Genomic DNA, 14,445 nt, shown 5'->3' on the forward strand with positions numbered 1-14,445 from the left:
CCTGGGCGGGGCCCGACCTTTGAGCATTAAGGACAATATCGGCGACGAGCGGTGCGGGCGACCGATGAAAAAAGGGGCGCCCTTGCGAACAGTGTCGACATGGCTGGTTTCTACCGTGAGCATCGCGCTGGCGTCGACAGCGCATGCCCAAAATACATCCGACGACCGGCTTCTGAGCGACCCTGCCTTCGAGCAAAGCCTTCCGTCGCTCGTGTTCGTGCCGACGCCCGGGCCGGGGTCATTGTCGTCGAATGGCGACGCCATCGCCGGACCTGCCGACTTCCCCGCCGATCCGGCCCTGACTACCCCGCTCGCACCGATCGCGACATTCGACGCCGAGCCCCCGCCGGAGATCGACGTCGCATCGGAAAAAATGCCCGAGATCCGCTATACGCTGGTGGTCAAAGGTCTCGAGCCGGTCGGCCTAGACGACTCGTTTCGCGACCTCTCCGCCTTGCTCAAGGACGGGAGACGCGCCGCCAATGCCGCACAGGTCTCCGCGCGCGCCGATGAGGATGTCCAACTCGCCGAGCGGCTGATGCGCAGCGAGGGCTATTATGATGGGATCGCCACCGTCGCGGTTGACACGCTGCCCAATGCGACCAACAGCCTGACGGTCGAGCTTAGCGCAACGCCGGGCGCGCGCTATCGATTGGGCAAGATCGCGATAACCGGTGCTGCGCCCGAGCCGACAGCGCTTGCCCGCAAGGCGCTGACTTTAGAAACCGGCGATCCAATCGTCGCGGCGGACGTGCAGAGTGCCGAAGCCGCGATCTCTTTACGCCTGCCAGAAGCCGGCTATCCCTTTGTCGAGGTCGGGCAGCGGGACATACTGCTCGATGATCGCGACCATCATGGCGATTATACGCTGCCGATCAACTCGGGCCCCAAATCGCGGTTCGGCGTGATCCGCACCGAGGGCGATCCCGTGTTCACGCCCGAGCATCTGACCGTGATCAGCCGCTTCGATAAAGGCGAGCTCTACGACAGCCGACAGGTAGATGACCTGCGCCAGGCGCTGATTGCAACTAGCCTGCTTGCAACCAACGCGATCGAGCCGGTCAGGACGGGACAGATGGCGGCAGACGGCACCGAGGTCGTCGATGTGCTGGTACGCCAGACCAAGGGTCCGGCGCGCCAGCTGGCCGCGAGCGCTGGCTATGGCACCGGCGAAGGGATCAAGCTCACCGGATCATGGACGCACCGCAATCTCTTCCCACCAGAGGGCGCCCTGACCGTCGAAGCGGTGGCGGGCACCCTGCAGCAGAGCCTCGGCACGACCTTTCGGCGGTCCAACGCCGGCCAGCGCGATCGCAGTTTCGCGCTCGGCGCTTCGGTCGCACGGCAGGATTTCGACGCCTATAATGCGCAGACGATCACCTTGTCGGGCAGCCTTTCGCGCCAGAGCACGCCGATCTTCCAGAAGCGCTGGACCTGGAGCGTTGGCGGCGAACTAGTCGCGACCCGCGAGACGCCGTTCGAAGCGGCGACACTCGTTCGCGACCGCAACACCTATTTCATCGCCGCGATCCCGCTCCAGCTCGGCTATGATCGCTCAAACAGTCAGCTCGATCCGACAAAAGGCTTCCGGCTGTCGGGGCGGCTCAGCCCTGAGGCACAGAAACGTTCGGGAGGGGGCTTCGACGGCTATGCGCGCCTGTTGTTCGAAGGCAGCGCCTATTATCCGATCAGCGACGCGCTGACCCTGGCCGGCCGCGCGCGGGTGGGTTCGATCGTGGGCGCCGCGCGCGACGACATCGCGCCCTCACGGCGCCTCTACGCCGGCGGCGGTGGATCGGTGCGCGGCTTCGGCTATCAGCAGCTAGGCCCCAAGGATATCGACGACAAGCCGATCGGTGGCCGGTCGCTTACCGAATTCGCGCTTGAAGCGCGCTATCGCTTCGGCGATTATGGCATCGTCCCCTTCTTCGACGCGGGGCGGGTCGGCGAAGCCTCCACACCGTCCATCAAAAACATTCGCTACGGTGCCGGCATCGGTGTGCGCTACTATACCAATTTTGGTCCGTTTCGGATTGACGTCGCTACCCCGATCAACCGGCAACCCGGTGAATCGAAGATCGCCTTGTACATCTCGATCGGCCAGGCGTTCTGATGGCCGAGAAAGATGTGCTCGCTACGCCGCGCTCGCACCGGATCGCCAAGCGGGTCGGCATCGCGCTTGCGGTCCTGGCCGCGCTCGCGGCCGCACTGCTCCTGGCCATTGACAGCGGTCCCGGCCGTCGCTTCGTCGCCAGCCAGTTCCTTCCCTATGGGACCGAATCCGGTCTGGCCGTCGACATCGGTCGGATCGACGGAACGCTCTATGGCAGGATGACGCTCCACAATATTCGCGTCTTCGACACCCAGGGCGTGTTCGCGTCCGCGGGCGCGGTCACGATCGACTGGCGGCCCTTCGCCTATCTGCGCCAGGGCAAAATCGATGTTCGCGAGCTGTCCGCGCCCGTCGTGCGGCTGTTTCGGCTGCCCGTCCTCAAACCCGTTCCGGCCGATCCGGACGCGCCGTTGCTGCCCGATATCGATATCTCCCTCAGCCGGCTGAACATTGACAGGATCGTCATCGCGCCGGCGATCACCGGCAAACGCCATATCGCGCGATTGACCGGTTCAGTCGACATAGCCGACGGCCGCGCCCGCCTTGATCTCAATGCGCGCACGCTCCCCAGTCCGGGCGTAACCGCCGGGGACAGTCTGACGGTGCGGCTTGATGCCGTTCCCGCCGCCAACCGGCTCGTCATCGATGCCGCCATGAGCGCTCCGCGTGGCGGGCTCATCGAGCGCTATACGCAACTCGGCACGCCGGTGGCGCTTATCCTCAAGGGCCGCGGCGACTGGCAGGCGTGGAACGGAACACTGACGGGCCGCGCCAGCGATGCTGCGCTTGCCGATTTCACGCTCACCGCACGCGACGGAAGCTTCGCGCTAAAAGGCGACGCCATGCCTAGCGCGATACTGACTGGCCCGGCTGCGCGGCTGACCGCGCCGAAGCTGTCGCTAGATGTGTCCGCTGCTCTCAGCGAGCGGCGTGCCGATCTGCGGTTCGCCGCACGATCGAGCGCGATCGCCGTGAAAGGCGCGGGACTGGTCGATCTCGGCCAAAATCGCTTTGGGAGCCTAAAGATTTCGGGACGCCTGCTGACTCCCGGCGCGATCGCCGAGAATGTCCGCGGGCGCGACGTCGCCTTCGCAGCGACGATCGATGGGCCGTTCGCAACACCCGCCATCGCCTATCGGCTTTCGGCAACGTCGATCGGCTTCGGAACGATGGGTGTCGAGGGTCTGAGCGCCGAGGGACGCTCGACGATTGATGCCAATCGCATCCGCATCCCGGTACATGCAACCGCCCGTCGGGTGACGGGGCTCAACGCTGCGGCCGGCGGACTGCTCACCAATCTCGCGGTCAATGGGGACCTCGCTTGGTCGAACGGGCGGCTGATGTCGGATAATCTGAAGCTCAAATCCGAGCAGATCGATGCAACCGCTATCGTGCTCGTCGATCCGGCCGAAGGCCGTTACACGGGTGCGATCAAGGGCCGGGTCAACGACTATCGGATTGACGGGCTCGGCCGGATCCGCCTTGTGACCGACGCGAAGCTCGTGCCGGGCGCCAAGGGCAGCTTCGGCATCCAGGGCGTGTTCCGTCTGGCGACGCGCAGCCTCGACAACGCGACCTTGCGCGACACGCTCGGCGGCAATGCGGTGACCACCGCGCGCTTCGGTTTCGACCAGAATGGCACGGCGTCGCTGACCGGCCTTCGGATGACCGCGCCCGGCTTCGCGATCACCAGCGGCGGGGGTCGGTACAATGTCGACACTGGCCGGATCGTCTTCACCGCGCAGGCGATGTCGAAGCTCTATGGCCCGCTCACCGTCACAGCTTCGGGCACGTTAGAACGCCCGCTCGTCCGATTGAAGGCGACGCAGCCTGGTCTCGGGGTCGATCTGCGTGAGTTGAACGCCGAGTTGCGCGGCGTTCCCGCCGGCTATGCGGTGCGCGCGAGCGCACGGTCGGCCTATGGCCCGCTCCACGCTGACCTGCTTGTGCGCAGCGGGCGCGGACCGCTTGCCATCGAGGTAAACAGGGCCAGCTTCGCGGGAGTCGATCTCCGGGGCAGGCTGGTCCAGGCTCCGACCGGACCGTTTGCCGGCACGCTGACACTGGCGGGATCGGGACTGAACGGCACCGTGCGCTTGACGGCAGCGGGCGCCGATCAACGTGCCGATCTCGCCGTCACCGCCAGCGCCGCCCGCATCCCCGGCGATAGTCCCATCGCGATCGGGTCGGGCAGCGTGACCGCCAGCGCAATCCTGGCGGACAAGGGGCCATCGGTCACCGGCCGGTTCGCGCTGCAGGATGTCCGTCAGGGCGAAGCGATGCTGAGTCTGGCGCAAGGCCGCGTCACCTATGCGGCTGGCCAAGGCAAGGTCGCGCTCGTCGCCGGCGGTCGCAGCGGCGTGCCCTTCGATATTCAGCTGCAGGCAGCGCTTGCTCCCACCCGGGTTGTCGCCAATGCCAAGGGCCGCGCCAACGGCGTCGCCTTCTCGCTCGCCGCGCCCGCTGTCGCGACCAAGGCCGGAGCGAGCTGGACGCTGCAGCCGGTTACGCTGATCGTGCCGCAGGGCAAGGTCGAATTGAGCGGGAGCTATGGGGCCGGCACCACGCTCCATGCGCGTCTGTCCGACATGGATGTCTCGATCGCGCAAGCCTTCCTGCCCGGCCTCGGCCTTGGTGGCCGGGCGACCGGGACCGTTGACTACCGCCTAGCCGCGGGTGCCGCCGCTCCGACGGCACGGGCCCGCCTTGATATCGCGCGTTTCACCCGTACGGCCGCCTATGTCGTCTCGGCACCGGTCGATATCGCGATGCTCGGCACCCTCGATGCCGGCGGCGGTGATATCCGGGCCTTGATCCGGCGCGGTGGCGGTATCGTCGGGCGGCTTCAGGCACGGCTTGCCCCGCTGGGCCCTGGCGCCACGCTCTCGGAGCGGCTGTTCGACGCGCCGTTGTCAGGCGGGATCCGTTACAATGGCCCCGCCGACGTGTTGTGGACCCTGACCGGGGTCGCCGGGCAGACGGTGAGCGGTTCGGTCGCGCTCGGTGCCGATTTCGGCGGCCGGCTCGACACCCCTACGCTGAACGGCGTGGTGCGTGCGAATGCGCTGCGCTACGAGAATGAGACCTATGGCACCGTGATTTCAGGCATCGCGGTCGATGGTCGCTTCACGCAGTCATCGCTGCAGATCGCATCGCTCACGGGTAAGGCGGGCAGCGGAACGATCAGCGCCAGCGGCGCCATCGGTCTCGATGCGGCGCGAGGCTTCCCCATCGACCTCAAGGCGGAGCTGCACCGCGCCCAGCTCGCGCGCAGCGATGCCCTTGGCGCCACCGTTTCCGGGACAATAGCGATCACCAACAGCAAGGCGGGCGGCGCTCGGATCAAAGGAGAGCTCACCATCCCCGAGGCACGCTATCAGATCATCCGCCAGGGTGCTGCCGAAGTCCCCGAACTGACCGGAGTCCGCCGTCGCACCGATCAAGCTGCCAAGCCCGGAGAGGTGGATGCCGGCGGTCTGCCCAGCATGTGGAAGCTCGATATACGGGTCCGTGCGGACAACAAGATCTTTGTCAGCGGCATGGGACTGGAAGCGGAATGGGCAACCGATCTGAGGGTCCGCGGGAGCGCCAGCGATCCGCGGGTCACTGGCAGGTTATCGGTGGTGCGCGGCACGTACAGCTTCGCCGGGCGGCGTTTCGACCTTGCGGAGGATGGCGAGGTACGGTTCGAAGGTGGACCGGTCAACGATCCGCAGCTCGATCTTTCGGCCACGACCAGCGTCGAGGGCGTGAGCGCCACGATCAATATCGGCGGCCATGCGCTCAACCCGCTGATCGCCTTCACCTCGACTCCGACGCTGCCGCAGGACGAGGTCCTGTCACGACTGCTGTTCGGCAGTTCGGTGACCTCGCTGTCGCCCACCCAGGCGATCCAGCTCGCCGCCGCGCTCAATTCGCTGCGCGGATCGGGTGGCGGGCTCAATCCGCTGGGCAAGCTGCGTTCGGCGTCGGGGATCGACCGGCTGCGCGTGCTGGGCGCCGACAAGACCGCGGGACGCGGTACCGCGCTCGCCGCCGGACAATATATCTCGAATGACATTTATGTGGAGATCATCACCGACGCGCGTGGGTTCACGGCGACCCAGATCGAAGTCGCCATATCGAAAGCGCTGAGCATTCTCAGTCAGACCGGCTCGTTCGGTGGCTCGAACGTCAGCCTGCGCTATTCAAAGGAGTACTGACCCGCGACGGCCTTGATTCCTTGATTCCTTGATTGCAATCGTCCGCTCATCGGGGCCTGCTCGACGATCAAAATAGGCCGACTCCGGCGCGCCTCAGCGCCTGAGGAACATCCCATCCTTGATATTTATATCGTATTACGATATAAATATCCTATCCAGAATCAGGACCGCTTTGAGAGCGCTCCATGGCCCAGAGGAGATTATGTTTTATTATATCAGCGCATCAGCCGCTCTATTGACCCTATGCTATATCAGATTGAAACTCATCGCTGCTCGAGGTCGATTGCCCCGGCCGGTATTCCCGCATTCCATGGCCGAATATTACCGGCAATTCGGATCAGGCGCGCGTTTCGTCCCCGATACGCGGCGACCATCGTGCCGCACTTACGATCAGGCGAATGCTGGCGCGTGACAAGGCCATCATGGAAATCCTTTCCGACAATGACGTCGACGAATCCGCGATTGGTTCCGCGTCAGACAGCAGTAATACGCGGCCACATCGATCGGCGGGCGGGCGTCCGGCCCCAACGCCGGGTTGCCACCTGGGCAAACATAACGCCGCCCGCAAGGTGACCACCGATGCGTCAGGTGTGGACCATGCCCGATGTCGCGATTGTGGCTGTGAATTGACCCGCATGACCATGGTCGGTCGATGGTTCCGCAGCGGGAAAATGGGATAGGTTCAGGAACTGCGGACCTGTCTCGCGATTGTGCCTTTACCGCTCCCGGGAGTATAAGAAGTGAACGCCTCAGACATGGCCCGACACCGCCTCATCGCGCCGCTGATCCTCGGCGCGATGATCGCCCTCATTGGCCTTGTCTTGGCGATCGGGGGGGCGTGGCTCGCCATGTTAGGCGGGTCGCTCTACTACCTCCTCACCGGGATCGCGATGCTCGCCTCCGGTACGCTGCTGATCCGCCGACGCGAGCTTGGAATCTGGCTCTATATGGCGATCTTCGTTGCGACTCTTGGCTGGGCGTTCTGGGAGGTGGGTGCCAATGGCTGGGCTTTGGTGCCTCGCATAATCGCTCCCCTGGCGCTGCTGATTGCCGCCATCCTCGTCCGCCCGACGATGACAACCGCGTCGCGCCGCTGGATAGCGGCGCTGGGTTCGACAGCCGCTGTGATCCTCGTCGCGGTCGTTAGCTTCGCTATCATTGGACATTTCACCGCTCCCCAGGTCATGGCCGCCTTGCCGCTCGGCCGCGCGGAGATGGCGGATCCCTCGCCCCTGGCAGCCGGTGCCGACTGGCCGGCTTATGGCGGGTCCTATAGCGCGCGCCGTTTCTCGCCATTGGCCCAGATCACGCCCGACAATGTCGGCAAGCTCCAACGGGTCTGGCTCGCCCACACCGGCGATCTGCCGTCCAACCCGGATATCAGGAAGACCTATGGCGCCGAGAACACGCCGCTGAAGATTGGCGACACGCTCTACGTCTGTACGCCCAAGAGCATGATCGTCGCCTATGATGCGGTGAGCGGAAAACAGCGCTGGCGCTTCGATCCGCGGGTCTCCGACAAAGCGATCCCCTACACCGCCGCCTGCCGCGGCGTGAGCTTCTACCAGGTGCCCGACGTCCCCGCGACGGCGCCGTGCGCCGCCCGGATCATCTGGGGCACGCTCGATGCACGCCTGTTCGCCATCGATGCCCGAAACGGCCGGCGTTGCTCCGATTTCGCCACAAATGGCGAAGCCGACATCAAGACCGGCATGGGCCAGGTTCGCGATGGCTATGTCTCGATCAACTCTCCGCCGACGATCGTCCGCGGCGTTGTCGTTGTCGGTCATCAGGTGCTTGACGGACAGGATCGCTGGGCGCCCTCGGGCGTCATCGAAGGTTTCGACGCGGTGACCGGCAAACTGCGCTGGGCCTGGGACATGATGCGCCCCGACATCACCGGTGTGCCGCCCGCCGGCCAGATCTGGACCCGCGGTACCCCGAACATGTGGACGGCGGCATCGGGCGACGAGGCGCTCGGCCTCGTCTACCTGCCGATGGGCAACGCCTCGGCCGATTATTACAGCAGCCTGCGCCGGCCCCAGGAGAATGGGTTTGCCACATCGCTGGTCGCGCTCGACGTGAAAACCGGGAAACCGCGCTGGCATTTCCAGGCCGTTCGCAACGATGTCTGGGATTATGATTTCGGCGCGCAGGCGACACTCATCGACTATCGCGGTATCCCCGCGCTGGTTTTGCCCAGCAAGCAGGGAGACATCTATGTCCTCGACCGCCGCACGGGCCATCCGTTGACGCCGGTCGGCCTGATCAGGGCGCCCGGCGGCGGGGTCGAGCCAGCCCAGCGCGCGCGGCTCCAGCGGGTTTCGCTGTGGCAGACCTTGCGCAAGCCGGCACTTACCGAGCGGGATATGTGGGGCATGTCGCCGATCGATCAGATGATCTGCCGCATCCAGTTCCGCAAAGCTTCCTACAAGGGCTTCTACACCCCGCCGGAAAGCGACCGCCATTCAATCGAATATCCCGGATATAACGGCGGGACCGACTGGGGAGGCGTAGCGGTCGATCCGCGCCGCGGCATCATCGTCGCCAACTATAACGATATGCCCAATTATGTCCGCCTCGTGCCCCGAGCGGAGGCGAATCGTAAAGGTTGGACTCCGCGCGATCAGGCCCGCGGCAAGATCGGCGGCGCCGAAGGTGCGGGCGATCCTCAGGCCCACACGCCCTATGCGATCAATGTCAACGCCGGCTGGCGGATGCCGCTCACCGGCATGCTCTGCAAGCAACCGCCCTATGGCGGGATCCGGGCGATCGACATCGCGACGGGTAAGACGATATGGGACCGCCCGCTTGGCTCGGCGCGCACCAACGGTCCCTTCGGCATACCTTCGATGCTGCCGTTCACGATCGGCACGCCGAACAATGGCGGCACGGTGGTGACGGCCGGAGGTGTTATCTTCGTAGCCGCCACCACCGACAACCTGATCCGGGCGATCGACCTCAAGACGGGCAAGACGCTCTGGTCGGACACGCTGCCCGCCGGCGGTCAGGCGACGCCGATGGTCTATGAGGCTGGTGGCCGGGAATATGTCGTGATCGTGGCCGGCGGCCATCATTTCATGGAGACGCCGATCGGCGATGCGGTCGTCGCCTATGCGCTGCCCCGCGCAGGCTGACCCTTTGTCATGCGGGAATGCTGCATTGCTTCCACGGTCGGCGCGTGCGGCTCAGTCCGACGCATGCCGCCTGGCCGACCAGGCGAGAACCCGCGCGATGCTGCCGCCCTGCACGATCACAGAGAAGATGACAACGGTATAGGTGGCGGTCAACGCAATCGACCGGGCTGGGCTTTCCGGAAGCCCTAAGGCGAGGGCGACCGAAATGCCGCCGCGCAGTCCGCCCCAAATGAGCGTGACCGGCGCGAGCGGCCCGAGCGACAGGAACGGGCGGAGGAGCAAGAGCGGTCCGACAACCGAGCCGGTCCGGGCGAGCAGGACCAAGGGGATAGCCAACAGGCCCAACGCGATGAAGCGCATATCGGCGGGGATGGTCACGACCTCCAGTCCGATCAGCAGGAAAAGCACCGCATTGAGAATATCGTCGATCAACGCCCAGAATTTGACGAGATAATCCCGGGTCGTGTCGCTCATCGCATGGGCGAATCCGGCGTTCCCGATGACCAGGCCGGCGACCGCCATCGCGACTGGCCCGCTGACATGCAGCCAGCTCGCCACGCCATATCCTCCCATGACCGCGGCCAGGCTGATCATGACTTCCACCTTATAGTCATCGATCGAGCGCATTCCTCTGAACGCGACCCACCCAATCAGCAGACCAAGCGCTACACCGCCACCCGCTTCCATGAAAAAGAGGCTGGCGGCGTGCGCCGCCGAAAACGGCTCGCTTCCCAAGGCTGTCGCCAGGATGATCGCGAAGATGACGACGCCGACGCCGTCGTTGAACAGGCTTTCTCCGGCGACCGTGGCCTCGAGCATCGGGGTGACGTTGGCGCGCATCAGGATACCCATCACCGACACAGGATCGGTCGGGCTGATCAGAGCCCCGAACACCAGGCACCAGGGCAGCGGCATCGTCAGTCCGAGCAGGCCAGACAGGAAGAAAAATCCGCCGCCGACGATCACCGTCGAAAGCAGAACGCCGATCGTGCTGAGGATAAGGATTGGCCAGCGGCCCCGCCGCAACTCGCTCCAGTCGACGTGCAATGCGCCGGCGAACAGCAGAAAGGAGAGCATGCCCCCCATCAGTGTCGCATGGAAATCGATTCCGGCGACGAAGCCGACGATCTCGCCGCTCAGGCCGCCCTCCGGCCATAGCCTGTCCAGTCCGACGACGATCAGCGAGGCGATCGCGCCCATGACGGTCAGCCCGACCGACGGCGGTAGACCGAAAAAGCGATGATTCAGATAGCCAAGGACCGCAGCGAGAACGATCAGTATCGAAGCCGCATCGAATGGTGTGATGATGATGCCGTGGATCATGAAGCCATGTCCTAGGGCCTTCGCACTCAGCGCGACAGCGACATCTCACGCGACCGTCGCGAGCGATAGAAAACGATTAGATTCGCGATCAGGGGCGTCGAGCCCCTCGCCGGAGCTGCCCCCATTTGTCGCGACGACGCAACGATTGCCGCCCTGAGGCATTCGAACAGGACACCAGAACATGAAGGAGTGTATGATGCGACTGCTCGCAATCGGCCTGCTGGCCACATCGACCTTGGTCTCCGGGTGCATGAGCGATGGCGGCGGGCGACATCGCGTCGACTCGACCTACCGGAACTACGACTATAATCGCCCTGACCCGGCCTATGGCGGCTATGACGCCGGTCGATATTATCGCGAGGATCGGCGCTATCGGGAGCGACGCCTTAGCCGGAATGATCGTATTTATCGCGGCCAGGACGGTCGATATTATTGCCGCCGGAACGACGGAACGACCGGCCTGATCGTCGGCGGAATTGCCGGCGGCGTGCTCGGCAATGTCATTGCCCCGGGCGGCTCGGAAACACTGGGCACGCTGTTGGGCGCGGCCGGGGGCGCGCTCGCTGGCCGCGCGATCGACCGAGACGCTAAATGTAAGTGAGCCGCCAGCGAAACCGGCGGGCGCGCGGCGCCCGCCGGGCTGTCGTTACACGGCGATCGGCGCCGCGAGCGCGAAGATTGGCCGGCGGCAACAATGCTCTGTCGCCGCCCGCATCGCTGAAGGTGGAGTATGTCGATGCGTGACAACAGCGTTTCCTTCCTGGGCCGAACGGCTTGGCTCCTTCGACAATTCCGGAAGCAAATCTGGGTAAGGGCATCACTCTTCAGTGGTGCCGCTGTTTTCGTCGCATTGCTCGCCGCATTCGTCGGACCATATCTACCCTATGATCCCAAGCTGACGCTGGCGGCCGGGTCGGTCGATCATATCCTCAACATCCTGGCCTCCAGCATGCTGGCGGTGACGACGTTCTCGCTGTCGATCATGGTGGCAGCCTATTCTGCTGCGACCTCCAATGTTACGCCGAGATCGACCAAGCTGCTTCTGGCAGACCCCGTGGCCCAGAACACGCTGGCCACCTTTGTAGGCAGTTTCCTGTTCAGCATCGTCGGCGTCATCGGCCTTGCCGCCGGTATCTACAACGGCAAAGGCCGGATCATCCTGTTTTGCGCGACGTTGATCGTGTTGCTGGTGATCGTCGCGACCCTGCTGAGATGGATCGAGCAACTCGGCAAGTTCGGCCGCGTCGGGGACACGATCCGCAGGGTCGAACAAGCCGCCCTGCCCGCCTTTCGGGACGCGGGCCGCGTGCCGCGCCTTGGCGCCCAGCCCGCGGTTGCCATTCCGGGTGAGGCCTGCCCTATCCATGCCGCACGCTGCGGTGTGATCGTTCACATCGATGCCGCGAAGCTCGATTCGATTGCAGAGCATCATGGCTTGAAGGTCCACATCGTGGCGATGCCCGGCACGCTGGTGCATCCGACCCGAGCGGTGTTGCAGGTCTTTCCGTCCGCTGAGCAACAGATCCTGGACGATCTGCGCGACTGCGTGACCGTGGCCGACGACCGCGAATATGAGCAGGATCCGCGGTTTGGCATTATCGTCCTGTCGGAAATCGCATCGCGCGCGCTGTCTCCGGCGGTCAACGATCCGGGTACAGCGATCGAAGTGCTCGGCGCGGGCCTCCGCGTCTTGTTGGCATTCGCCGACGCGTTTGATGATCGCGATGCCTCAGCGCTCCAGAACATCCACGCTCCGGAGTTGGACGTTCCCGACCTATTTATGAGTTTCTTCAATCCGATCAGCCGCGATGCGAGCAACATCGTCGAAGTGCAGATCAGGCTGCTGGCGGTGCTCGATGCGCTGGCCGAGCGAGCACCAACCTTGTTCAAAGGACCCGCGGCTACGCAGATCGACCATGTCGTCAAGCGATCGCTGCAGTCGCTGACGATGACGCACGAGCGGCAGATGATCCAGTCACGCGCGCGCTGATTGATCGGAACAATGAAGCGGCCCGCCTCGGCTCGATTTGGGGTCATGATCAGGATCGTCTTCGGCAACGTCAGTTCGAATCGAAATCGTCAAAGCCGCCACTTCATCGCTATACCGCTAGCATTGTCGGTGCCGTGGCCCACCCAGCCAACGATATTGCCCAAGCTGCTGCTACGCTCACCGCACGGCCGAAATTGAAGAACGCATGAGAAATATCGTCCTCCGATATTTTGGGGGAACGCCCGTGGTCGACGGAAGTTGCCCCGATGTCCGCCAATCAGGATCCCAACGGGAGATTAGGTATGCGCCCCGAAAAGCATGCAGCGATGGCAATGGGCTATGGCCGATTTGCAATCATGGTGATCACGTCGACCATCGTGATGTTCGGCCTGATGTATCTCAACACCTATCTTTTATCGCATGTCGAGTTCAGCCAGACTCGTGCCTGGATGGCGCTCCTCATGGGCGCGACGATGGCGGCGCTGATGATGGCGTTCATGTGGAAAATGTACCCCGTCCGCTGGCTCAATATGGCGATCATGGCCGGAAGCGCTGTGTTGTTCGCCATCGCGCTCTGGCTGGTTCGTAGCCAGGAAACCGTGGACGACCTTTCCTACATCGAGGCGATGATCCCTCATCATTCGATCGCCATTATGACGAGCGAGCGAGCCCATATCCGCGACCCGGAGGTCCGACGCCTAGCCGATGGAATAATCGACGCGCAGATCAGAGAGATCGCGCAGATGAAACGGATGATCACGCGGCTGAAGCAGCATCCCACGCCAGTCGGCCAGCCCGAGCTGCGGTCCTATCGCGACCGCGGCGTGCCTCCACCGAAGCCTCAGACCGATGCGAGTACCGGGATCGACACTCGGGCGCCTATTGGGTGACATTGGGTTCGAGAACCGGTCGATAGGCTCATATTACTGGCCTCGTGGTCAGCAAGGGCGATCTGACCGGACATGTCGAGCTGCGACGAAAGCTTGAGTGATGCGAATATGCGCGAAACCCTTAGAGGTTTCGCGCGGATCAGAGGGGCGTCGCCTCAACACCGGCATTCATGAATACAATGCCGGGCTTCACGGTCTGGGTGCGGATTAACCGGCAGACCAAGCAAAGGTGCGTGACAGACGACATCAGGGCCGCCGGTCTGAGCCGCCGACAATCTGGAATCGCGACGATCCGATTTGCTGCTCAGACGTTTTGCGAGGGTTCGTTTCTTCAATCGGAGTTCGGCAATGCCCTCAACATTTAAAACGCTCACGCTTCATGATGCACGCCGCCTTATCGCGGCAGGCGAAGCCAAGGCTGAGGCGATCGGCGTTCCGTACAATCTGGCGGTGGTCGATGCCGGGGGCAACCTCATTTCCCATGTACGCATGGACGGCGCCTGGCTCGGCAGCATCGATATTGCGATCAACAAGGCCTTCACTGCGAGGGCGTTTGACATGGCGACCGACGATCTCGCGAAGATGGCGCAATCAGGCAAACCTTTGTTCGGCATCGACAGCACGAACCGTGACAGGATCGTGATCTTCGGCGGCGGCGTACCGATCAGGGACGGCGACACAGTGATCGGCGCGGTCGGAGCGAGCGGCGGAACGGTCGATCAGGACAATGAGGTCGTCGAGGCGGCCTCAAGGGCCTTCGAAGCTGACTAACCCATGATGATGGTTGGAA

9 protein-coding genes are annotated in these 14,445 nt (G+C 63.9%); 8 read left to right on the forward strand and 1 reads right to left on the reverse strand.

All coding sequences use genetic code 11. The features are described 5' to 3' along the window. The first annotated feature begins 115 nt into the window (after nucleotides 1-115). From ASE00_RS07630 to ASE00_RS07640, 4 genes are all read left to right on the forward strand, one after another. Nucleotides 116-2,113, forward strand: a complete 1,998-nt coding sequence (locus ASE00_RS07630; protein WP_235538566.1) for an autotransporter assembly complex protein TamA — start codon at nucleotides 116-118, stop codon at nucleotides 2,111-2,113. Next, complete coding sequence (locus ASE00_RS07635) at nucleotides 2,113-6,315, forward strand: translocation/assembly module TamB domain-containing protein (protein ID WP_056378707.1); 4,203 nt, start codon at nucleotides 2,113-2,115, stop codon at nucleotides 6,313-6,315. The genes ASE00_RS07630 and ASE00_RS07635 overlap by 1 nt, the downstream gene beginning before the upstream one ends. Before the next feature lie 398 nt (nucleotides 6,316-6,713). Then, nucleotides 6,714-6,995 (forward strand): hypothetical protein, encoded by a 282-nt coding sequence (locus ASE00_RS23365; RefSeq protein WP_156405314.1) that lies wholly within the window; start codon nucleotides 6,714-6,716, stop codon nucleotides 6,993-6,995. Between the two features lie 75 nt (nucleotides 6,996-7,070). Further along, nucleotides 7,071-9,452, forward strand: a complete 2,382-nt coding sequence (locus ASE00_RS07640; protein WP_056378709.1) for a membrane-bound PQQ-dependent dehydrogenase, glucose/quinate/shikimate family — start codon at nucleotides 7,071-7,073, stop codon at nucleotides 9,450-9,452. A 51-nt stretch (nucleotides 9,453-9,503) separates the two neighbouring features. On the opposite strand, the gene ASE00_RS07645 is transcribed toward ASE00_RS07640, so the two are convergent. After that, a complete protein-coding gene (locus tag ASE00_RS07645) occupies nucleotides 9,504-10,775 on the reverse strand; it encodes a cation:proton antiporter (protein ID WP_056378711.1) in 1,272 nt (423 codons plus the stop codon). 196 nt (nucleotides 10,776-10,971) lie between these two features. Between ASE00_RS07645 and ASE00_RS07650 the strand changes: the two genes are divergently transcribed. The 4 genes from ASE00_RS07650 (at nucleotide 10,972) to ASE00_RS07665 (ending at nucleotide 14,426) form a co-directional block, all read left to right on the forward strand. Further along, nucleotides 10,972-11,376, forward strand: a complete 405-nt coding sequence (locus ASE00_RS07650; protein WP_056379436.1) for a glycine zipper 2TM domain-containing protein — start codon at nucleotides 10,972-10,974, stop codon at nucleotides 11,374-11,376. A gap of 135 nt (nucleotides 11,377-11,511) precedes the next feature. Further along, a complete protein-coding gene (locus tag ASE00_RS07655) occupies nucleotides 11,512-12,765 on the forward strand; it encodes a DUF2254 domain-containing protein (protein WP_056379438.1) in 1,254 nt (417 codons plus the stop codon). A gap of 380 nt (nucleotides 12,766-13,145) precedes the next feature. Next, nucleotides 13,146-13,655: a DUF305 domain-containing protein gene (locus ASE00_RS07660; RefSeq protein WP_235538599.1), complete on the forward strand. Its 510-nt coding sequence runs from the start codon at nucleotides 13,146-13,148 to the stop codon at nucleotides 13,653-13,655. Between the two features lie 348 nt (nucleotides 13,656-14,003). Beyond that, nucleotides 14,004-14,426 (forward strand): GlcG/HbpS family heme-binding protein, encoded by a 423-nt coding sequence (locus ASE00_RS07665; RefSeq protein ID WP_056378712.1) that lies wholly within the window; start codon nucleotides 14,004-14,006, stop codon nucleotides 14,424-14,426. Nucleotides 14,427-14,445: the final 19 nt, after the last annotated feature.

The sequence above is a fragment of the Sphingomonas sp. Root710 genome (genome assembly GCF_001429065.1).
Lineage (GTDB): Bacteria > Pseudomonadota > Alphaproteobacteria > Sphingomonadales > Sphingomonadaceae > Rhizorhabdus.

Bases quoted from the DNA above. Each gene is read 5' to 3' on its own strand.
- ASE00_RS07635 (WP_056378707.1), top strand. From the start codon at position 2,113: ATGGCCGAGAAAGATGTGCTCGCTACGCCGCGCTCGCACCGGATCGCC.
- ASE00_RS23365 (WP_156405314.1), top strand. From the start codon at position 6,714: ATGCTGGCGCGTGACAAGGCCATCATGGAAATCCTTTCCGACAATGAC.
- ASE00_RS07640 (WP_056378709.1), top strand. From the start codon at position 7,071: ATGGCCCGACACCGCCTCATCGCGCCGCTGATCCTCGGCGCGATGATC.
- ASE00_RS07645 (WP_056378711.1), bottom strand. From the start codon at position 10,775: ATGATCCACGGCATCATCATCACACCATTCGATGCGGCTTCGATACTG.
- ASE00_RS07650 (WP_056379436.1), top strand. From the start codon at position 10,972: ATGCGACTGCTCGCAATCGGCCTGCTGGCCACATCGACCTTGGTCTCC.
- ASE00_RS07655 (WP_056379438.1), top strand. From the start codon at position 11,512: ATGCGTGACAACAGCGTTTCCTTCCTGGGCCGAACGGCTTGGCTCCTT.
- ASE00_RS07660 (WP_235538599.1), top strand. From the start codon at position 13,146: ATGTTCGGCCTGATGTATCTCAACACCTATCTTTTATCGCATGTCGAG.
- ASE00_RS07665 (WP_056378712.1), top strand. From the start codon at position 14,004: ATGCCCTCAACATTTAAAACGCTCACGCTTCATGATGCACGCCGCCTT.